This window comes from Winogradskyella sp. 4-2091, from assembly GCF_045765065.1.
Lineage (GTDB): Bacteria > Bacteroidota > Bacteroidia > Flavobacteriales > Flavobacteriaceae > Winogradskyella.
Map to the genome: position 1 here is coordinate 29,393 of NZ_JBJKOD010000013.1, position 21,887 is coordinate 51,279.

General features: G+C 34.2%; 16 protein-coding genes and 1 tRNA gene. 2 read left to right on the forward strand and 15 right to left on the reverse strand.

Going from position 1 to position 21,887, the window contains the following annotated elements; translation table 11 throughout:
* Positions 1-33: 33 nt before the first annotated feature.
* The 11 genes from queG to ACJBCC_RS14585 all read right to left on the reverse strand — a co-directional run bounded on the left by queG (position 34) and on the right by ACJBCC_RS14585 (position 15,349).
* Positions 34-960 carry a tRNA epoxyqueuosine(34) reductase QueG gene (gene queG, locus ACJBCC_RS14535; protein WP_299098665.1) on the reverse strand — a complete coding sequence of 309 codons (927 nt, stop codon included), beginning with the start codon at positions 958-960 and terminating at the stop codon, positions 34-36.
* Positions 960-2,294, reverse strand: coding sequence for a cytochrome P450 (locus ACJBCC_RS14540; RefSeq protein WP_407557591.1), 1,335 nt, complete (start codon positions 2,292-2,294; stop codon positions 960-962). Before ACJBCC_RS14540 ends, queG begins: the two co-directional genes overlap by 1 nt.
* Before the next feature lie 14 nt (positions 2,295-2,308).
* A complete protein-coding gene (ruvB, locus tag ACJBCC_RS14545) occupies positions 2,309-3,331 on the reverse strand; it encodes a Holliday junction branch migration DNA helicase RuvB (protein ID WP_299098661.1) in 1,023 nt (340 codons plus the stop codon).
* Between the two features lie 168 nt (positions 3,332-3,499).
* Positions 3,500-5,296 (reverse strand): cbb3-type cytochrome c oxidase subunit I, encoded by a 1,797-nt coding sequence (locus tag ACJBCC_RS14550; RefSeq protein ID WP_299098659.1) that lies wholly within the window; start codon positions 5,294-5,296, stop codon positions 3,500-3,502.
* Between the two features lie 34 nt (positions 5,297-5,330).
* A complete protein-coding gene (locus ACJBCC_RS14555) occupies positions 5,331-6,389 on the reverse strand; it encodes a cytochrome c oxidase subunit II (RefSeq protein WP_299098657.1) in 1,059 nt (352 codons plus the stop codon).
* Positions 6,390-6,413: 24 nt separating this feature from the next.
* Positions 6,414-7,781, reverse strand: coding sequence for a quinol:cytochrome C oxidoreductase (locus ACJBCC_RS14560; RefSeq protein WP_299098655.1), 1,368 nt, complete (start codon positions 7,779-7,781; stop codon positions 6,414-6,416).
* A 22-nt stretch (positions 7,782-7,803) separates the two neighbouring features.
* Positions 7,804-8,364, reverse strand: a complete 561-nt coding sequence (locus tag ACJBCC_RS14565) for a cytochrome c (RefSeq protein ID WP_299098654.1) — start codon at positions 8,362-8,364, stop codon at positions 7,804-7,806.
* Between the two features lies 1 nt (position 8,365).
* Positions 8,366-8,905, reverse strand: a complete 540-nt coding sequence (locus ACJBCC_RS14570; RefSeq protein ID WP_299098652.1) for a DUF3341 domain-containing protein — start codon at positions 8,903-8,905, stop codon at positions 8,366-8,368.
* A gap of 8 nt (positions 8,906-8,913) precedes the next feature.
* Positions 8,914-10,665 carry an NrfD/PsrC family molybdoenzyme membrane anchor subunit gene (gene nrfD, locus ACJBCC_RS14575; protein WP_299098650.1) on the reverse strand — a complete coding sequence of 584 codons (1,752 nt, stop codon included), beginning with the start codon at positions 10,663-10,665 and terminating at the stop codon, positions 8,914-8,916.
* 27 nt (positions 10,666-10,692) lie between these two features.
* Positions 10,693-13,971 (reverse strand): TAT-variant-translocated molybdopterin oxidoreductase, encoded by a 3,279-nt coding sequence (locus ACJBCC_RS14580; RefSeq protein ID WP_299098647.1) that lies wholly within the window; start codon positions 13,969-13,971, stop codon positions 10,693-10,695.
* A 94-nt stretch (positions 13,972-14,065) separates the two neighbouring features.
* Positions 14,066-15,349 (reverse strand): c-type cytochrome, encoded by a 1,284-nt coding sequence (locus tag ACJBCC_RS14585; RefSeq protein WP_299098767.1) that lies wholly within the window; start codon positions 15,347-15,349, stop codon positions 14,066-14,068.
* A gap of 296 nt (positions 15,350-15,645) precedes the next feature.
* Between ACJBCC_RS14585 and ACJBCC_RS14590 the strand changes: the two genes are divergently transcribed.
* Positions 15,646-16,023: an SPOR domain-containing protein gene (locus ACJBCC_RS14590; RefSeq protein ID WP_299098645.1), complete on the forward strand. Its 378-nt coding sequence runs from the start codon at positions 15,646-15,648 to the stop codon at positions 16,021-16,023.
* A gap of 68 nt (positions 16,024-16,091) precedes the next feature.
* Here the strand turns inward: ACJBCC_RS14590 and infB are convergent, their stop codons facing one another.
* The 3 genes from infB to rimP all read right to left on the reverse strand — a co-directional run bounded on the left by infB (position 16,092) and on the right by rimP (position 20,632).
* On the reverse strand, positions 16,092-18,836 hold the full coding sequence (gene infB, locus ACJBCC_RS14595; RefSeq protein ID WP_407557592.1) for a translation initiation factor IF-2: 2,745 nt from the start codon (positions 18,834-18,836) through the stop codon (positions 16,092-16,094).
* Positions 18,837-18,922: 86 nt separating this feature from the next.
* On the reverse strand, positions 18,923-20,155 hold the full coding sequence (gene nusA, locus ACJBCC_RS14600; protein WP_299098641.1) for a transcription termination factor NusA: 1,233 nt from the start codon (positions 20,153-20,155) through the stop codon (positions 18,923-18,925).
* Positions 20,156-20,167: 12 nt separating this feature from the next.
* Positions 20,168-20,632 carry a ribosome assembly cofactor RimP gene (gene rimP, locus ACJBCC_RS14605; protein ID WP_299098639.1) on the reverse strand — a complete coding sequence of 155 codons (465 nt, stop codon included), beginning with the start codon at positions 20,630-20,632 and terminating at the stop codon, positions 20,168-20,170.
* 154 nt (positions 20,633-20,786) lie between these two features.
* Between rimP and ACJBCC_RS14610 the strand changes: the two genes are divergently transcribed.
* Positions 20,787-21,611, forward strand: coding sequence for a universal stress protein (locus ACJBCC_RS14610; RefSeq protein WP_299098637.1), 825 nt, complete (start codon positions 20,787-20,789; stop codon positions 21,609-21,611).
* A gap of 66 nt (positions 21,612-21,677) precedes the next feature.
* Here the strand turns inward: ACJBCC_RS14610 and ACJBCC_RS14615 are convergent.
* Positions 21,678-21,751: transfer RNA gene (locus tag ACJBCC_RS14615), tRNA-Gln, on the reverse strand.
* Between the last annotated feature and the right edge of the window lie 136 nt (positions 21,752-21,887).

Sequence of the window (21,887 nt, forward strand, 5' to 3'; positions counted from 1 at the left end):
AATTACATTCTTTATTGTTCTTCAACAACATAATTAATCCTTCAAAAACTCAACATTCCGCCCCAAACCAGAAAACTTAGTTCGTTTCACTGCAGATTTCTGAAACACTTTTTTAAACGTATCTTCTGTTATTTCCTCCCAATCTTTTTTGGTCATATCTAATAACTCAGGATGTGGATTAAATAAGGGTTCGTTATGAGGTTTAGAAAATTTATTCCAAGGGCAAACGTCTTGGCAGATATCACAGCCAAACATCCAATCGTTAAATTTTCCTTTAAATTCTGTTGGAATATTTTCTTTTAGTTCTATAGTAAAGTACGAAATGCATTTGCTACCATCTACCACGTATGGTTCTGTAATGGCTTCAGTTGGGCAAGCATCTATACAAGCCGTACATGTTCCGCAATGATCCGTAACTGGTGTGTCATAGTCTAGTTCTAAATCAATAATTAATTCGGCAATAAAATAGAATGAGCCTACTTGTTGTGTTAAAAGGTTAGAGTGTTTTCCAATCCAACCCAAACCAGATTTTGCAGCCCAAGCTTTATCTAAAACTGGAGCAGAATCTACAAATGCGCGTCCTCCAACCTCACCTATTTCATCTTGAATGAAATATAACAGCGACTTTAGCTTATGTTTTATAACATGATGGTAATCGTTTCCGTAGGCGTATTTAGATAATTTATAAGAGTCCTCTCTTTGAAGCTCTGAAGGGTAATAATTTAACAATAGAGACACCACACTTTTAGAGCCTTCTACTAATAAGGTTGGATCTAAACGCTTGTCAAAATGGTTTTCCATATAACGCATTTCTCCATTGTTATTTTTATTTAACCAGCGCTCTAGCCTTGGTGCTTCTTCTTCTAAAAAGCCAGCTTTACTTATACCACAAGACAAAAATCCGAGACGCTTGGCTTCGGATTTAATTAACTCAGTGTATTTGGCTGTATTATTATGCATTAGGTGCGCTCTTCAAACTTTAAAAAAGCGTTTTTTGGTTTTAGTGTAATTAAAGGCGTTATTTCTATGGCTTCAAAATCTGGAATAATTTTATAGTTTGATACTAATTCCGAAATGGCAATTATCATCTCAAACATGGCAAAATTGTTTCCAATGCATTTTCTTGGTCCTGCTCCAAACGGAAAATATTGTGATGAAAACTTTCGGCTTCCTTCGCTAAATCGTTCTGGTATAAATGTGTCTGGTTGTTCCCAAAGTTTCGGATTACGATGCATCTCGTAAACTGAAAACAGTAAATTTGATCCAGCTTCAAATTCCATAGCATTAAATGTATCTGGTGCTTTATTTACGCGATCTATAAAGTAAGCTGGTGGATACAATCGCATAGCTTCTTCTATAACTTGTTGACAAATTTTAGACTTCGTTACTACATCCATTAAGTCATCCGATTCTTCTTCTATTACCTTACGTTCGTTATAAATTTTGTCTTGCCATTCTGGATGCAATGCTAATAATTGTGTTGCAAACGTTAATGCGTTAGATGTGGTTTCATGGCCTGCTGCAAACAAGATTAAAATTTCGTCTACAAGCTGCTCTTCTTCCATAGACGAACCATCGTCGTACTTTGCATCTAACAGCATGTCTAACAAATCGTGCTCTTTTGTTTTAGAAACACGTCTGTCGTTTACAATGCGTTTTAAAATTTGTCTAGCTTGGTCTGTTAAATCTGTATGCTTTTTAATTTCTCCACTTAAACTAAACCACCAACCCAAATAAGGTTGACGCAATTCCTTAACCAACATTTTTTGTGTTTCCTCAGTTATATTTTGAAGGTCATTAATATCTTGCTTTTTTACAGCGATACTAAATAAAGACTTTACGACAGTTTGAAATGCTAAATCATTAAGGATTGGAAAAATGTCTATTACAGAATTAGGTGTAATTCTTTTATATTCCGTTTGAATAGCATTTTCTATGTTATCTAATAGATTTACTAATTGTTTTTTATGGAATGCAGGTTGAATTAGTTTTCGTTGTTTTTTCCAGTGGTCACCTTCAGATGTTAGTAATCCTTTACCAACATACTTGACTAAATCTTCAGTTTGAATTTTAGATTTTGTGTAATTCTTCTGATTTTTTTGAAGTACATATTCTGCCAAAGACGCATCACGAACAAAAATCACACTATTATTAAATCCTATTTTTAATCGAAAAACATCACCTTGTTCTACAAAGTTCTGATGATGAAACGGCAGAGGATTCTTTAATATTTCTAAAGAATGTTTGAAGAATTTACTAAGTGGAACTGCTGGTATATTTTGTTCTTTTTTCAAATTGAGGCTTTATTTTAAAACAAACCTCCTTGCGTTGGTCCTTTAATTTTTCCTAAATGTTTGTACGCTTGTTCTGTTACTTCGCGTCCACGAGGTGTTCGCATTATAAAACCTTGTTGTATTAAAAATGGCTCGTAGACCTCTTCTACCGTTTCTGTACTTTCACTTACCGCTGTCGCAATTGTACTAATACCTACAGGTCCTCCTTTAAATTTTTCAATGATTGTGGTTAAAATCTTGTTATCCATTTCATCTAAACCGTAGGCATCTACATTAAGCGCTTTTAATGCAAACTTGGCAATTTCGATATCTATTTTGCCATTACCTTTTATTTGCGCAAAATCTCTAACACGTCTCAATAAAGCATTCGCTATACGAGGTGTTCCTCTACTTCTACCTGCAATTTCTATAGCAGCTTCCATAGTAATTGGCATATTTAAAATAGAGGCACTACGCTGTACAATAGTCGTTAATAATTCCGTTTTATAATACTGTAAACGACTACTAATACCAAAACGCGCTCGCATTGGTGCTGTAAGTAAACCAGACCTTGTGGTTGCACCAACTAAAGTAAATGGATTTAGATTAATTTGAACAGTTCTAGCATTTGGGCCAGACTCTATCATTATATCAATCTTATAATCTTCCATTGCAGAATATAAATACTCTTCTACAATTGGACTTAATCGATGTATTTCATCTATAAATAAAACGTCACGATCTTCGAGATTGGTAAGTAATCCGGCTAAGTCACCTGGTTTGTCTAAAACAGGGCCTGAAGTCACTTTAATACCAACATCTAATTCATTAGCTAAAATATGCGCTAACGTAGTTTTACCTAAACCTGGCGGTCCATGAAATAATGTATGATCTAAGGCTTCATTTCTAAGATTTGCCGCTTTCACAAAAACCAGTAAGTTTTCTAATACTTGATCCTGACCTGTAAAGTCTTCAAAAGTTAAAGGTCTTAATTTTTTTTCAACATCTAATTCTTCAGGTGTGAAGTTGTCGTTGTTTGGATTTAGGTTTTCGTTCATCTTTAGTTCCCTCGAAAGTTGGAATCTTATTTAATTAATATAAAGATTCTGAAACGAGTTCAGAATGACAACATAGTCAAAACAAATATAACGAAAAAGCCTTTCTGAAAACAGAAAGGCTTTGATATTGTGAATCTCTATTATGAGATTTATATTCTCTTGAGAATATTAATGTTGTAATTCCTCTTCTCCTTCTTTTAAAGGCACATTTTGAGGTACAAAATCTACATCATGTCCTGGCTTACTATAGTCATAAGACCAACGGTAAACATGAGGAATAGCTCCTGGCCAGTTACCATGTATATGCTCAACTGGTGTAGTCCATTCTAAAGTTGTAGACTTCCAAGGGTTTTGTTCTGCCTTTTTACCAAAAAACATACTTGCAAAGAAATTGTATAAATATACTATCTGAGCAACACCACCAATGATTGCAAAAATTGTGATAATGACGTTTGCATTAGCTAAATCATCAAATAATGGGAAGTTTGAATTTGTATAATAACGTCTTGGTAAACCTGCCATTCCAATAAAGTGCATTGGGAAGAAAACTCCATAAGCACAAACTGCAGTAATCCAGAAATGTAAATAACCTAAGTTTTTATTTAACATACGACCAAACATCTTAGGGTACCAGTGATAGATACCAGCAAACATTCCGTAAAGTGCAGATATACCCATTACTAAGTGGAAGTGAGCAATTACAAAGTATGTATCGTGTACATTAATATCTAATGCTGAATCTCCTAAAATAATTCCTGTTAATCCACCTGTAATAAATGTAGATACAAAACCAATAGAAAATAACATGGCGGGATTCATCTGGAGATTACCCTTCCAAATAGTCGTTATCCAGTTAAATGCTTTTACTGCCGAAGGTATTGCAATCAATAATGTTGTAAATGTAAATACAGATCCTAAGAAAGGATTCATACCTGAAATAAACATATGGTGACCCCAAACTATTGTAGATAAGAATGCAATTGCTAAAATCGAAGCAATCATCGCTCTATAACCGAAAATCGGTTTACGCGAATTAGATGCCATAATTTCAGACACTAATCCCATTGCAGGTAATATTACAATATATACTTCTGGGTGACCTAAGAACCAAAATAAGTGTTCAAATAATACAGGAGAACCACCTTGGTAGTGTAATACTTCACCTTGGATAAAAATATCTGATAAGAAGAATGACGTTCCAAAACTTCTATCCATTATTAATAATAAAGCCGCCGATAATAATACTGGAAACGAAATTACACCAATTACTGCTGTTACAAAGAATGCCCAAATTGTTAAAGGTAATCTTGTCATTGACATACCTTTTGTTCTCAAGTTAATTACTGTAACAATATAATTTAGTGAACCCAATAATGATGATGCAATGAAAATAGCCATTGACACTAACCATAATGTCATACCCATTCCAGAACCACCTGATGCCATTGGTAATGCAGATAACGGAGGATAAATTGTCCATCCTGCTGCTGCTGGTCCAGCTTCTACAAACAACGAAATAACCATGATTACACTAGACAAAAAGAATAACCAATAAGACACCATATTCAGGAATCCTGAGGCCATATCTCTTGCGCCAATTTGAAGTGGAATCAATAAATTACTAAAGGTACCACTTAAACCTGCCGTTAATACAAAGAATACCATTATTGTACCATGTATAGTAACTAATGCCAAATAAATATCAGCATCCATTACACCTCCTGGTGCCCATTTTCCTAATACTGCTTCAAAAAGTAAGTTAGGCTCTTCTGGCCATGCAATTTGCATACGGAACATAATAGACATCAGTACACCTATAACTCCCATTATAGTACCAGTAATTAAATACTGCTTAGCGATCATTTTGTGATCAATACTAAATATATACTTAGTTATAAATGTTTCTTTATGATGATGTACGTCGTGATCTTCTTCGTGACCGTGTGTATCTATAGTTGCTGACATAATCTCTAATTATCTTTTTCTTAAAAAAATTGTATTAATTTAATGAGTTTGGAAAGGTTTTCTGTTCTTTCAACCATGCATCATATTCCTCTTGTGTTTCAACAATTATCTTCATCTGCATGTTATAGTGAGACTTACCACATATTTTATTACATAATAAAAGATAATCGAACTCATAAACAAGATCTTGACCTGCTTCCTCTATTTCTGCCTTTCGTTCCAATCTTAAAGCATTAATATTTTTTACCTTTTCAACCATATCAGGACTCTGTCTCATATCTGCAGTTGTAATTGTAGGTGTAAAACCAAATTGAGTTACCATACCAGGTACACAGTTCATCTGAGCTCTAAAATGAGGCATATAAGCTGAGTGTAAAACATCTTGTGATCTCATCTTAAAAACAACTGGCTTACCAACTGGTAAGTGAAGTTCTGTAACGATAACATCATCTGCAGCATTAGGATCATCTTCATCGACACCTAATACGTTCGCACGATCAATATCAATTAATCTTACATTAGCTTTACCTAATACATTATCTGCACCACTGTAGCGAGCTTTCCAACTAAATTGTTGTGCATATAATTCAATTACCATAGGGTCTTCATCCTCATCGATATTCATAATATCATTCCACGTAAATAATCCATAAATAATTAAACCTGCTAATACAATTACAGGAATCACAGTCCATATAAACTCTAAAGTTGTATTGTCTGCGTAGAAAAGGGCCTTTTTACCTTTTTCTCCTCTATACTTATAAGCAAAATAATGCAATATAAATTGAGTTAAGGTTTGAACTATAAAAATGACAACCATTGAGATAATCATAAGATTATCTACCTCTACACCATGTTCTGATGCAGCGTTTGACATTAGAGGTAAATCTCCTAAATACCAAAAACTAAGAATAGTTATTAGATAAATAAAGATTAGGAATCCTATCATTAAATAGCCATTGATTTTATTATCATGGTCGTCTGCAACTTGAGAATTTGTTGTGCCAACCTGAGCCAAATCAAAAATCTTTACCATTTGCCATAAGGCAACAGCAACAAAGAGTACAATTATAATCGTTAATAAAGCAGTCATTATCGTTTCTGTTCTTATTTAAAATTAATAATGGAAATGTTCACTTTCCTTAATGAAAGGGTTTCCTTTTGCTAATAATGGGTATTTACCAAGTGCTGTAAAAACAACCAATAGAAATAGTCCACCAAATAATAAAATTGATCCAATTTCTGGAATTCCAATAAACCATCTATCGCCAACAGTTGCAGGCATAATCATATTGAAAATATCTATATAGTGACCACATAATATTACAACTCCAGCCATAACTACAAACCAAGGAATACGTTTGTAATCGCTATTCATTAATAATAATAAAGGGAATATAAAATTAAGTGCTAACATACCAAAGAATGGTAAGTTGTAATCTTGAATTCTTGTTACGAAGTAAGTTACCTCTTCCGGAATATTAGAATACCAGATTAACATAAATTGAGAAAACCATAAATAGGTCCAGAAAATACTAATACCAAACATAAACTTAGCTAAATCATGTATATGGCTATTATTTACAAATGTCAACAGACCCTTAGACTTTAAGTATATTGTAATTAAAGCTATTACTGTAATGCCACTTACAAACATACTTGCAAATACATACCATCCAAATAAAGTACTAAACCAGTGAGGATCTACACTCATTATCCAATCCCATGACATCATTGATTCAGTATAAATATAAAATACTAGGAAACCAGCAGAAATTCTAAAGTTCTTTTTGAAGTTTCTGTTATCATTAATATCAGCATTATCTTGAGCAACTGAAAATTTCCTCGCGAAGATACGGTAAACCGACCAACCAGCTAAAAATATTAAACCTCTAATCATGAAGCCAGTTTTGTTTAACCAACCTGCTTTTCCTTGAATAAGTGCATCATGTGCAACTACGTCTTCATCCATCCATATAAAAATATGACTATCGGCAAAAAACGCAATAAGTAAAACAATTAAACCACCAGGTAGAACATATGCAGTAATTCCCTCCATAACTCTAAATAAAACTGGAGACCAACCTGCCTGAGCAGCATATTGAATAGCATAAAAAGCTAATACTCCTAAGGCAATCATAAAGAAAAAGAATGCCGCAACATATAAAGCTGACCATGGCCTATTATGTATTTGGTGTAATACATGCTCTTCATGACTCATTGAATGATCTTCTTCTGCATGCGCAGCTCCATGAGCTTCCTCTCCATGAGTATCTAATTCATGATGAGTAGCAACATCTTCATGAGCTTTACCATGACCTTCTGTAGCATGTGCACCATGATGATCTTCGTTTGCTAAAAATTCAGTTATATTCTCTTTAGTGACACTACTAGCATCCATAAAGCCGTAACCTACTCCTAGCACTCCTAAGACTATTAAAACAATAGCACCTATTTTTAATCGATTTGAAATTTTATATTCCATTTATATAATCTTTATCTAAATCTTATTTTTCTAAATCAGCCTTTAGCTTTTCAACATAAGCAACCACTTGCCAACGTTCTTGTTCGTTCAATTGATTCGCGTAAGAACCCATAGTATTTTTACCATAATACAAAGTATGATAAATACTACCAGTTGTAATAGCTCTACCTACATCTGCATAACTAGGAACACCTAGTATCTTTTCGCGTTGAACCAACTTTCCTTTACCATCTCCTTTATTTCCATGACAAATACCACAGTAAATTTCATATAGTACTTTCCCTTCAGCATAATTTACTTGAAGTGAATCTAAAGGATTTTTAAGGTTTGCTTTCGCGAATGCATAACCTTCATTTGTGTTTTCTATCTCAAAAGGCATAAAATCACCTCTTGGAATTGATCCCTCAGCAGGTAATTGCGCCTCTAGTCCATTACCAAATGCATCAGATTCTTGGTAGGTTTCATAACCAACAGACTCATACATATTTGGCATGTATTGATAATTTCGACTAGAAGTCTTTTGGCAAGATACAAGACCTACCAATAGGACTAATACTGCGCTATATTTTAAGGATGTCTTCATATTAATGTGCATCTTCATCGTTATCAACAATATTTATCTCAACTGCTCCTGTTTCTCTTAACAGGTTAGTTAATGATTCTTCATTATTATGTACTGCAATTTCCATTAAGAAATGGTCATCTGTAGTTCTAGGATCTGGATTTTCAGCTTTTTTAAATGGCCACATTCTACTTCTTAAGTAAAACGTAATTACCATTAAGTGTGCCGCAAAAAATACCGTTAACTCAAACATAATTGGAACGAACGCAGGCATATTTTCTAAATAACTAAAACTTGGTTTACCACCAATATCTTGTGGCCAGTCTTTAATCATTATAAAATTCATCATTGTAATGGCCACTGTTATACCAACGCATCCATATAAAAATGCTGTAATTGCTAAACGTGTAGGTGCCAATCCCATTGCCTTATCTAGTCCGTGAACCGGAAAAGGAGTGTATATTTCTTCAATGTGATGCTTTTGTGCCTTTACCTTTTTAACGGCTGACATTAATACATCATCATCTGTATAAATAGCATGAATTACTTTCGAAGCTTCCATAGACTATATTAGTTGTTTAATAAGTTTTTAGCTTGTCCAGACCAATCATCACGTTCTGCTCTTCCTGGGAAAGAACCTGTAATTGAATCTAACAAATCATATTCTTTTTTCGTCATTTTACTTACCTGAAGGAAAGTATAAATACCTATACTGTTAAGAACTTCTTCCATTTTAGGACCAATTCCATTTACAGTTTTTAAATCGTCAGCTGTTTGTGTTGACGCATCAAATTTACCGATACCTTCAAATAAACTATTGAGCTTTTCATCATTACTACTTGGTAATTCTGCCGGCTTTTCTGTAGTTGTTGTAGCAGTCGATTTAAAAGCTACAGGATGCGATGTTCTAGCATCTGAACCTGTACCGACTAAACTATCGCCACGCTCTCTAATATTTTTGTATCGTTCACCAGAAGATTTCAATATTGTTTTAACCTCTGCTTGCGCAATAACGGGGAATGTACGTGAGTACAATAAAAACAATACAAAGAAGAAACCAATTGTTCCTATAAATATTCCGATATCAACAAACGTTGGAGAGAACATAGACCAAGATGATGGTAAATAATCTCTATGTAATGATGTTACAATAATTACAAAACGCTCAAACCACATTCCGATATTTACTACAATTGAAATAAAGAAAGAGAACATAATACTCGTTCTTAATTTCTTAAACCACATAAACTGAGGAGAGAATACATTACAAGACATCATTGCCCAATAAGCCCAAGCGTAAGGCCCTGTTGCTCTATTTAAAAATGCATATTGTTCATATTCTACACCAGAATACCATGCAATAAATAACTCAGTAATATATGCCACACCTACTATAGAACCTGTAAGCATAATTACAATATTCATTAATTCGATGTGTTGAACTGTAATATAATCTTCTAGGTTACACACTTTTCTCATGATGATAAGTAAAGTGTTTACCATTGCAAATCCTGAGAATATAGCTCCTGCCACAAAATACGGTGGAAAAATCGTTGTATGCCAACCAGGAATAACTGAAGTCGCGAAATCAAAAGATACAATAGTGTGTACTGAAAGTACTAATGGTGTTGCTAAACCAGCAAGTACTAAAGATACTTCTTCAAAACGTTGCCAATCTTTAGCTCTACCTGACCAACCGAAACTTACTAAAGCATAAATTTTCTTTTGGAAAGGTCTAACTGCTCTATCTCTTAACATTGCAAAATCTGGCAATAAACCAGTCCACCAGAATACTAATGAAACAGACAAATACGTTGAAATTGCAAATACATCCCAAAGTAATGGTGAATTAAAGTTTACCCATAACGAACCGAATTGATTTGGAATTGGCAGTACCCAATACGCTAACCATGGTCGACCCATGTGGATAATTGGGAATAAACCTGCTTGAACTACAGAGAAAATTGTCATTGCTTCTGCAGAACGGTTAATTGCCATTCTCCATTTTTGACGGAATAATAAAAGTACCGCGGAAATCAGTGTTCCTGCGTGACCAATACCAACCCACCAAACGAAGTTAGTAATATCCCAAGCCCAGTTTACAGTCTTGTTAAGACCCCAAACTCCAATACCAGTAGATACTGTATAAATAATACAACCTATTCCCCAAAGGAATGCTACCAAAGCAATACTGAAAACAATCCACCATGCTCTGTTGGCTTTGCCTTCCACTGGTCTTGCTACATCAACTGTAACATCGTGATACGATTTTTCTCCAGTTACTAAAGGTCTTCTAATAGGTGCTTCGTAATGAGACGCCATAATTATATACTTGTTACTTTAAATTATTTATGCTTTTGATGTGTTTCTCACCTTTGTTTGATAGATAACGTTAGGCTTTGTTCCAACGCTTTCTAACAAGTGATACATACGATCATCTTCTTTTAATGCTGCTATTTTACTGTCTTTATCATTGACATCTCCAAATATCATTGCGCCATTTCCACATGCTGCAGAACATGCAGTTTCAAACTCTCCATCTTTAACTAAGCGTCCATCACGTTTAGCATCAAGGATTGTTTTTTGAGTTTTCTGGATACACATAGAACATTTTTCCATGACACCACGAGAACGAACAGTTACATCTGGGTTTAATACCATTCGACCTAAATCGTCATTCATGTAATAATCAAACTCATCATTCTTGTTATATAAGAACCAGTTGAATCGACGTACTTTATAAGGACAGTTGTTTGCACAATACCTTGTACCTACACAACGGTTATAAGCCATATGATTTTGACCTTGACGACCGTGTGCAGTTGCTGCAACAGGACAAACTGTTTCACAAGGTGCGTGATTACAATGTTGACACATTACAGGTTGAAAAGCTACTTGTGGATTATCTGCAGGATTTTCCATTTCACCGAAACCTCCTAAAGATCCATTATCTCCAAATAAACCTTCAAAACCATCTTTCTTTGCATCATCAGCTTCAAATGAATCTTGATGAGAGTAATATCTATCAATACGCAACCAATGCATATCTCTACTTCTTCTCATTTCAGATTTACCAACAACTGGAACGTTATTTTCAGCGTGACATGCTATAACACAAGATCCACATCCAGTACAAGCATTCAAATCAATTGATAAATTGAAGTGATGACCAACCGAACGGTCAAACTCATCCCATAAATCAACATCTGGTGATGTTACTGGTGTCTCAACATGATTAAGTGATACTTGAGGAATTGCATTCCAATGTTTCTTATCCTTAGTATTGAATACTTCTAAAGTAGTTTCTTTAATGATGTCACCACGACCCATTAGAGTATTATGCAACTGAACACAAGCAAACTCATGTTCTCCAGCAGCTTTTTCAATAGTAACAGATTGTATTGTATTAAAATTTTGGTATAATGGGTAAGCATTAACACCGGTTTTCATTTCTTCTTTTAATGCCTTAGACGTTCTTCCGAAACCAAAAGATAATCCAACTGAACCTTTTGCTTGACCTGGCTGAATGATAACTGGTACTGTAACAGCTTCTGCTCCGTTAACCGAAACTTTAGCATAACTACCATTTAATCCACCATTAGCAACATTCCAGTTTTTTAATTCTAGTTTATCGGCATCAGCTTGAGACACTGTTAAGTAATTATCCCAAGTTGTTCTTGTTATAGGATCAGGAAATTCTTGTAACCAAGGGTTATTAGCCTGCTGACCATCTCCCATTCCCGTTTTTGTATAAAGTGTTAACTCCATACCATCAGAAACTTTAGTTTTAGCTAAAGCTCTTGCCGCAGCTCCTCCAGTCAATACTGAAGTTACGTCAGCATTATTAGTTCCTGCATTATTTACTGTTGTAGACGACGTAGTTGTTACATATTCGTCTTTATCTTCATCTTTAATACCAACACCTACAGCTACGTCATGTATTACGCCACCTAAAAATGTTCTATCTTTTTTATCTTTTAATTCAGTCGAAGACGTTTCAATAGTTGTAGAAGATCCACCAACACCTTTACTACTTCCAGCAGAACGTGTTACAAATACACCATCTTGAACGGCTTTATTGAACGAAGCGCCATTTAAAATGTCTTTTGTCCATACTGATTTTAAATAATCTCTGTAAGAACCTGTAGTTCCTACCCAACTCATAAGTATTTCTTGAAATTGTTTAGTATCAAACAACGGACGAATAGTAGGTTGCATCATAGAATAATGACCTGACTTCAATTCGTAATCTCCCCAAGACTCTAAGTTGTGAGGTGCAGCAGCAATATATTGACAAACTGATGAAGTTTCATCTTGCTTCATTGAAAAAGCAACTGACAATTCTGTTTTAGCTAATCCTTCTTTAAAATCTGAAGCATTAGGTAATGTATACACCGGATTTACACCTGCCATAATAAGTGCTCCCACTTTACCAGCCTTCATATCGGCCACTAATTGAGATACAGCTTTGTCGCTACCTTGTCTTGTATTAATAGTTGTATTAGGATCAAAAGCAACACTTCTAAGGTGTGCATTAATTTCTAATACTGCAGTCTGCGCATTAACATCTTGAATGCCTGTAACTACAACAGCATTTCGTCCAGCTAAACTAATTTCTTTAGCTGCTGCTTTTACCGCTGCATTTAATCCATCAGAAAGTTTTACACCTCCTGCAGAATTACCTGTTACTTCACTATATAATTTAGCTAAAGCTAATTTTTGTTCGCTTGGCGTTAATGGTACACGCTTATCAGCATTAGCACCAGTTAATGACATATTAGATTCAAACTGAATATGTCTAGACATTTTGCCATGATCAGGAATACGCTTTGTAGCATATCCAGATTCAAAACCTCCACCTTGCCAATCTCCTAAGAAATCTGCACCAATAGAAACTATAGTCTTTGCTTTAGAGAAATCGTAGTTAGCCATCCCTCTTTTACCATACTTCGCCTGATAAGCATCTAATGTAGCAGATTCAGAAATTGCATCATAAGCAACATGTTTTACATTACCATACTTAGCTTTAAATTCTGCTATTAATTTATTAGTAGAAGGACTAGGCATTGATTGTGTCAATAACACAATGGCTTTACCATTTAATCCTTTTAAAGTTGTTGTTGTTTCAGATAAAAAAGTACCCCAAGTTATTTTAGAACCATCTTTCATTGGTGCTTTAACTCTAAGGTTATCATACAATCCTAAAACTGAAGCATTCACTCTCGCATTAGCTATACCATTGGTAGCCGCATCAGTATTGTTTTCAATTTTAATAGGACGTCCTTCTCTAGTCTTTACTAAAACACTAGCAAAATCAAAACCATTAGCTATTGTAGTAGCATAATAATTTGCAACACCTGGAATAATTTCCGTTGGCTGAACAATATAAGGTATCGATTTAATCACAGGTCCTTCACAAGCAGCTAACGAAGCGGCAGCAGTACTAAAACCAACGTATTTTAAGAAATCACGACGCGAAGTTGACGAAGACTCTAAAGATTCTTTATCTCCTAAAAACTCATCTGTTGGAATTTCTTCCACAAATTCATTTTGTTGTAGCGCCTCAACAATAGAGCTATTTTCGTTTAGCTCTTCAACACTTTTCCAGTATTTCTTGTTTGATGACATAGTGTTTATTTATGATTTTTTTGACTTACGACCTACTCTAAATAAAAGCTTTTAAATGAAGCTTGTCGTATTTCTTTAAATTTATTCTATTTAATTAATAATGACACTTACCACATTCTAAACCACCCATTTGTGCTGCAGTTAACTGCTCAACACCATACTTTTTAGATAGTTCCTCATGAATTTTAGTGTAGTACTCGTTATCCTTAACTTTTACATTAGTTTCTCTGTGACAGTTAATACACCATCCCATAGTCAATGGCGCATGCTGATACATAATCTCCATTTCCTCAACTGGACCATGACATGTCTGACATTCTATACCACCAACAGTAACGTGTTGTGAGTGATTAAAATAAGCAAAGTCTGGTAAGTTGTGGATACGAATCCATTTCACAGGTTGTGCTTCTCCAGTATAAGCTGTACCATCCCATCCTACTGCATCATATAATTTCTGAATTTCAGCATCATAATTAACTCCAAACTCTTCACCTTCAGCTAAAGTTTCTGGTGCTACTTCTGAAATTGATTTATGACAGTTCATACATACATTTAAAGAAGGAATACCTGAAGTTTTACTAACTCTTGCAGAAGAGTGACAGTATTTACAATCTATACCATTATCACCAGCATGTATTCTATGTGAATAATGAATTGGTTGCACAGGCTCGTAACCTTGATCTACACCCACTTGCATTAAATAACCGTAAACAAAGTATCCACTAGCTAACAAAAAGAAGATTGAAGTCACTAATACCAAGAATTGATTTTGAGCGAAAGCCTTCCATATTGGTAGTCTTTTATTTTCCGTTACAACATCGATACCTTTAGCATCTGCGAAACGATTTAAAGTACGTCTCACTAACACAAGAGCCATTGCCAATAATGCAAACAACAATGCCAAAGCACCTAGAATAAGATTATTTGAAACCCCTCCTTGATCCACAGGTTCTCCTTTTGGACCATCTACCACAACAGGAGCAGGAGCTGGAGCAGCAGTATAAGCTAAAATATCAGAAATATCTTGATCACTTAATTGCGGAAATGCCGTCATAGCAACTCCATTATACTCATTGTAAATTTTATTAGCATATGCATCCCCAGCTTTGATAAGCGATGAGCTATTTCTAATCCATGCAGAAAGCCATTCTCTATCTAAACCTTCCTCATCAGCTAACCTTGCCTCAACATTACGTAAAGCAGGACCAGTCATCGGCTTATCTAATTTATGACATGCAGCACAATTTGAATTGAATAGCGATTTACCATTAACTGGATCACCTTCTTGAGCTATAAGTGTAGTTGAAAACGTAAGTAAAAGTACAATACAAAGACTATATATCTTTGAGGTTAAACCACAGTAAATCACCTGTTTCATATTATTAGTTGGATTATCTTCTAAACTTTGGTACGATTTTTTCATTAAAAATGTAAAAAAAGATCTTTATAAAAACTCAGGCAAAAGTAACATTTAAAGTCGATTTTGAAAATCTTAGAGAACTGTTAATATATAATTTATACCAATTCTAAATAATGTAAATGTAAAATTTTCATGTATGAATTTTCGTTATTTATATATCGACAACTTGAAGCGCAATTAATTACAATTAGAATGTCTATAATATTTCAGAATAATTTCTGTGAATACTTTACATTTGCAATAAATACTAATCCATGAAAATTAACAATAAAACCATTTTTCTTATAATTTTAAGTCTATCGTTAGGATTATCATTAAACGCTCAAGAAGGCGAAGTTAAGGTAAGCCAAGACAGCGACATAGACAAATTATTAGAGTACAAAAAAGATATTAAAACGTCTAAAACTTATACTATTCAAGTGTATAACAGCACAGATCCTGATAAGGCAAAACGCGAAAAATCTAACTTTCTTAATTCTTTTGGTGAGTGGAAAGTAGAAATTGTTTGGAATACGCCTAATTATAAAGTTTGGGTTGGTAATTTCGCAACCCGATTAGAAGCTGATCGTGCTTGGGCCAAAATAAGAAAGAAATACATGAATGCTAATGTTATTCAGCCTCGATTAGATTAAGTATTCATTTGAGCATATAAAAAAACCGACAATTTCTTGTCGGTTTTTTTTATATCAATACGTTGCTTTTATTTCAACTTTTTCTTGACTTCTACTTCTTGGAATGCTTCTATAACATCGTTAATTGCTATATCATTATATCCTTTAATCTGCATACCACAATCGTATCCTTTTGCAACCTCTCTTACATCATCCTTAAATCGTTTTAAAGCCTCAAGAGAACCTGTATGCACTACAACACCATCTCTAATAATTCTAATACCAGAATTTCTAAAGATCTTACCATTCATAACCATACAACCTGCAATATTACCAACTTTAGATACTTTGAATATTTCTCTAATTTCAGCTGTACCAGTAACTTCTTCTTTAACCTCTGGAGATAACATACCTTCCATGGCATCTTTAAGATCGTTAATAGCTGCATAAATAATTGAGTACGTTCTGATATCAATTTCTTCCTTATCTGCAATCATTCTTGCATTACCTACAGGACGAACATTAAATCCTACAATAATAGCATCTGATGCTGTTGCTAATAACACATCACTTTCTGTGATGGCACCAACACCTTTATGTATAATATTAACTTGAATTTCTTCAGTAGATAACTTCTGGAAAGAATCTGTTAATGCTTCTACAGAACCATCTACATCACCTTTAAGAATAATATTAAGCTCTTGGAAGTCTCCAAGTGCAATACGTCTTCCAATTTCATCTAATGTAATATGACGTTGTGTTCTTACAGATTGCTCACGTTGTAATTGTGTACGTTTAGTCGCAATTTGTTTAGCTTCTCGCTCGTCTTCAAATACATTGAATTTATCACCTGCCTGAGGTGCTCCGTCTAAACCTAAGATAGATACTGGTGTTGCAGGACCAGCTTGAGCAACATCGTGCCCTCTCTCATCTTGCATGGCTTTTACCTTACCACTATTTTTTCCTGCCAATACGTAATCTCCAACTCTTAAAGTACCTGCTTGTACTAAGATCGTTGACACATATCCTCTACCTTTATCTAAATAAGCTTCCACAACTGTTCCGCTTGCCGCTTTGCTAGGATTAGCTTTTAATTCTAATAATTCAGCTTCCAGTAATACTTTTTCAAGTAATTCCTTAACACCTGTTCCCATTTTAGCAGAAATATCATGTGATTGAATTTTTCCACCCCAATCTTCTACTAAAAGATTCATTTGTGCCAACTGCTCTTTTACCTTCTCAGGGTTAGCATCTGGCTTATCAATTTTATTTATTGCAAAAACAATAGGTACTCCTGCTGCTTGTGCATGAGAAATTGCTTCTTTAGTTTGTGGCATTATAGCGTCATCAGCAGCTACTACAATAATTGCAATATCTGTTACCTGAGCACCACGAGCACGCATCGCTGTAAAGGCTTCGTGACCTGGTGTATCTAAGAAGGCTATTTTTTGACCATCTGACAATTCTACACCATACGCTCCGATGTGCTGAGTAATTCCACCAGATTCACCAGCAATTACATTTTCTTCACGTATATAATCTAATAATGATGTTTTACCATGATCAACGTGTCCCATTACAGTAACGATCGGTGCTCTTGGTTCTAAATCTTCTGGTTTATCCTCTACTTCTTCTATTGATTCTTCAATACCAGCTGTGATAAACTCTACATCGTAACCGAATTCTTCAGCAACTATAGTTAAAGTTTCTGCATCTAGTCTTTGGTTCATGGTTACCATCATACCTAGAGACATACATGCTGAAATAACTTGTGTTACACCAACTTCCATCATAGTAGCAATTTCACTAACAGTAACAAATTCAGTTACTTTAATAGTTTTACTTTCTGCTGCAGCAATTTCTTGATCGATTTCAGATTGTTCTCTGTGTTGATCTCTTTTATCTCTTCTGTATTTAGCACCTTTACCTTTATTAGATTTACCCTGTAATTTCTCAAGAGTTTCTCTAATTTGTTTTTTCACATCTTCTTCAGTAGGCTCTTCCTTAACAACTTTTGGTCTCGTATTACCTCCACGTCCTTTTCCTCCTCTTCTATTATCAAACTTAGGTTTTCCTCCAGAGTCATTGCCTCCTTTACTAATTCTACGTCTTTTACGTTTATTAGCATCACCACCTGTTGATTTTTCTTCTTTCTTCTTTTTAGGCTTATTGAATTGCGATAAATCAATTTTCTTACCAGTAATATTAGGTCCTGATAATTTTTTGTATTGTGTTTTAAGTGTTTCTTCTACAGGCTCAGATGGCGTTGTTGCTTCTGGTTGCTTTTTAGCCGGTGCTTTAGTTTCGGTTTTTTCAACTTTATCTGTCTTAACAACCTTTTCTACTTTAGCTACATCTTCAACCTTTTCTACCTTCTTAACCTCTTCCTTTGCTGGCTTTTCTTCAACCTTAGGCGCTGCCACTTTAGGCTCTTCCTTTACCTCAGGTTTTTTAGGTGTTTCCTTTTTCTCTACTTTAGCCTTTTTATCTAAGTCTATCTTACCAACTTGTTTTGGCCCACTTAATTCAGCTTTTGCCTTAACGATTGATTCTCTTTCGGCTTTTTGCTTTTGCTTTTCTTCAATTTCGCGTTCTCTTTGTTCACGAAGCTCTTCTTTTTCCTTAAGTTTTGCTTCACTAACCTCTTGAGCTTTTTCACGTTTAGATGCATCCGTCTGAAATTCATCAGAAAGCGTATCATAAACATCTTGCGAAATTTTAGTATTAGGACTTTTCTCTATCTCGATACCTTTGGATTCTAAAAAATCCACAGCACGATCTATAGAGATGTTTAATTCCCTTAATACTTTATTTAATCTTGTCATTTGAGCCATAAACTGCCTGTAAAATACTTAAATATATGTTATACCAATTCAACTTCAAAATGAATCCTAAAATTCATTAAAAATTTAACTGATATTTAATCTTCAAATTCTTCTTTTAGAATTCTGATAACGTCTAAAATCGTTTCTTCTTCTAAATCTGTACGTTTCACTAAATCGTTAACGTCTTGTTCTAAAATACTCTTAGCTGTATCTAAACCAGCTTTACTAAATTCTGATATTACCCAACCTTCAATTTCATCAGAGAACTCTTTTAATTCAACATCTTCCTCTGCACCTTCTCTAAACACATCAATTTCGTAACCTGTTAATTGACCAGCCAAACGAATGTTGTGACCACCTCTACCAATAGCTTTAGACACCTCTTCTGGTTTTAATAAGACCTCAGCACGCATGTTTTCTTCATCTAACTTTAATGAAGTTACTCTAGCTGGACTTAAAGCTCTTGTTACAAAAAGTTGAACATTGTTAGTATAGTTAATTACATCAATATTCTCATTTCCTAATTCTCGTACGATACCATGAATTCTAGAACCTTTCATACCCACACAAGCACCTACAGGATCGATTCTATCATCATAAGAATCTACTGCTACTTTTGCTTTTTCTCCTGGAATACGAACTACTTTTTTAACCGTAATTAAACCATCGAAAACTTCTGGTATTTCTTGCTCAAATAATTTCTCAAGAAATATTGGAGAAGTTCTAGACATTATAATTGCTGGTTTACTTCCCTTTAATTCTACACTTTCAATAATTCCTCTTACGTTTTCTCCTTTTCTAAAGAAATCTGAAGGAATTTGTTTGTCTTTAGGTAAAATAATTTCATTACCATCATCATCTAACAAGATTATTGCTCTATGGCGAATATGATGTACTTCTGCTGTATAAATCTCACCTTCAAGCTCTTTAAAGTGCTTGTAAATGTTTGTATTATCGTGCTCATGAATCTTAGATATTAAGTTTTGTCTTAATGCTAAGATAGAACGTCTTCCAAGATCAATTAACTTCACTTCTTCTGCAACGTCTTCACCTACTTCAAAATCTGGTTCTATTTTCTGCGCCTCTGTTAATTCGATTTCTTGGTTTGGTTCTTCAACCTCACCATCAGCAACAACGATACGATTTCTCCAAATTTCTAAATCACCTTTATCTGGATTTATAATGATATCAAAGTTATCATCATCACCATATTTCTTCTTCAATGCATTACGTAATACATCTTCAAGAATAGCCATTAGCGTAACTCTATCTATTAATTTGTCGTCTTTGAATTCTGAAAATGACTCAATTAACGCTACATTTTCCATAATTGATATGAATTAAAATTTTATTTTAACTTTTGCTTCTTTAATATTTTGAAAGGCAACAGTTGCCGTTTTAGTTACTGTTACTTTTCCTTTACCTACCGGTTTTGGCTCTCTTGCTTTCCAGCTTAGCACCACTTCTTCGTCATTTACCTCTTTAAGCTCACCCTCAAAATTCTGACTATCTAAAGTTTTAACTTCTAAGCTTCTACCAACATGTTTAGTATATTGCCTAGGCAACACTAATGGTGTTGCAGCACCTGAAGATAATACCTCCAATGAAAAATCGTGTTCTTCTCTATCAATGTTGTGTTCTATTGCTCTACTTATAAACATGCAATCCTCTACTAAAACTCCATTATCTCCATCGATAATAATTTTAATAGCATTATCACCAGAAATTATAAAATCTATTAAAAATAAATCTTGCCTCTCTTCTAGTGCTGTTTCTAATAAGTCTTCTACTATTTTCTTAAACATTTTTTGATATAAAAAGAGAGGACTTTTCGTCCTCTCGCTTATTCATTTTTAGTAAATAACTGTGCAAATATACGACATTTTTATTAAATTATCCAAGCTTCGTAATGTGGAATTATTTTCTTAAATTTATTACAACTAAATAAACCAATTACATATGAACAAAATATTAGTTCCAACGGATTTTTCGGAACAAGCCGGAAATGCATTAAAAGTAGCTGCTATGCTCGCTAAAGCGCATAATGCTGAGATCTATTTATTGCACATGATGGAGATTCCATTGCAACATAATGACCAAGGTAGTTCACAAAGTGATATTCCTGAAACCTTATTTTTTATGAAATTAGCTCAGAAAAGATTTGAAAATTTAATGGCTGAAGACTACCTAGAAGGCGTTACTGTGCACGAAACTGTAAAGGCAGATGTGACATTTAATGAAATTAAAGATTCTTGCAAGGAATTTGATATTGATTTAATTGTAATGGGCTCGCATGGCTCATCAGGTCTTATGGAAATGTTTGTTGGTTCTAATGCCGAAAAAGTAGTAAGGACTTCTGATGTACCTGTATTAGTTATTAAGAATGAACATGAAAGCTTTGAAGTATCGGATTTTGTGTTTGCTTCAGACTTTAAAAATGACAATAGAGAAACCTATAAGCAAGCTGTTAAATTCGCAAAAGCTTTTGGTGCAAAAATTCATTTACTTTTAGTTATTACTTCCAGTAACTTTATGACAACTTATGAGGCTAATGTTAGAATAAAAGATTTTATTTCTGGACAAGATTTTGACAACTACACTATTACCATTCATAACGATACGACAGTAGAACACGGCATTCTAAATGTTTCAAAAGATATTGATGCAGATTTAATAGGAATAAGCACACATGGTAGACAAGGTATTGCTCATTTCTTTAACGGAAGTATTAGTGAAGATTTAGTTAATCACGCCAAACGACCAGTAATTACTTTTAAAATTTAGAACTAAGAACATGTATATAAAAACAAAAAATCCTAATCAGTTTTGATTAGGATTTTTACATTTTAGTTGGCCTACTAGGTTTCGAACCTAGACTCTTCGGTACCAAAAACCGATGTGTTAGCCAGTTACACCATAGGCCAATCTCTCAATTGAGGCTGCAAATTTAATACAAAGTTTCATTTAGACAAAAAAAAATGACAAAATTATTTAAAATACTTAACGTTAACTTAAAACTGTAGGGTTTTAGGTAATAATTAGTAAATTCGCCAGCATTAT

Bases quoted from the DNA above. Each gene is read 5' to 3' on its own strand.
- ACJBCC_RS14550 (WP_299098659.1), bottom strand. From the start codon at position 5,296: ATGTCAGCAACTATAGATACACACGGTCACGAAGAAGATCACGACGTA.
- queG (WP_299098665.1), bottom strand. From the start codon at position 960: ATGCATAATAATACAGCCAAATACACTGAGTTAATTAAATCCGAAGCC.
- ACJBCC_RS14590 (WP_299098645.1), top strand. From the start codon at position 15,646: ATGAAAATTAACAATAAAACCATTTTTCTTATAATTTTAAGTCTATCG.
- rimP (WP_299098639.1), bottom strand. From the start codon at position 20,632: ATGTTTAAGAAAATAGTAGAAGACTTATTAGAAACAGCACTAGAAGAG.
- ACJBCC_RS14580 (WP_299098647.1), bottom strand. From the start codon at position 13,971: ATGTCATCAAACAAGAAATACTGGAAAAGTGTTGAAGAGCTAAACGAA.
- ACJBCC_RS14585 (WP_299098767.1), bottom strand. From the start codon at position 15,349: ATGAAACAGGTGATTTACTGTGGTTTAACCTCAAAGATATATAGTCTT.
- nrfD (WP_299098650.1), bottom strand. From the start codon at position 10,665: ATGGCGTCTCATTACGAAGCACCTATTAGAAGACCTTTAGTAACTGGA.
- ACJBCC_RS14565 (WP_299098654.1), bottom strand. From the start codon at position 8,364: ATGAAGACATCCTTAAAATATAGCGCAGTATTAGTCCTATTGGTAGGT.
- infB (WP_407557592.1), bottom strand. From the start codon at position 18,836: ATGGCTCAAATGACAAGATTAAATAAAGTATTAAGGGAATTAAACATC.
- nusA (WP_299098641.1), bottom strand. From the start codon at position 20,155: ATGGAAAATGTAGCGTTAATTGAGTCATTTTCAGAATTCAAAGACGAC.
- ACJBCC_RS14560 (WP_299098655.1), bottom strand. From the start codon at position 7,781: ATGGAATATAAAATTTCAAATCGATTAAAAATAGGTGCTATTGTTTTA.
- ACJBCC_RS14610 (WP_299098637.1), top strand. From the start codon at position 20,787: ATGAACAAAATATTAGTTCCAACGGATTTTTCGGAACAAGCCGGAAAT.
- ACJBCC_RS14555 (WP_299098657.1), bottom strand. From the start codon at position 6,389: ATGACTGCTTTATTAACGATTATAATTGTACTCTTTGTTGCTGTTGCC.
- ACJBCC_RS14570 (WP_299098652.1), bottom strand. From the start codon at position 8,905: ATGGAAGCTTCGAAAGTAATTCATGCTATTTATACAGATGATGATGTA.
- ruvB (WP_299098661.1), bottom strand. From the start codon at position 3,331: ATGAACGAAAACCTAAATCCAAACAACGACAACTTCACACCTGAAGAA.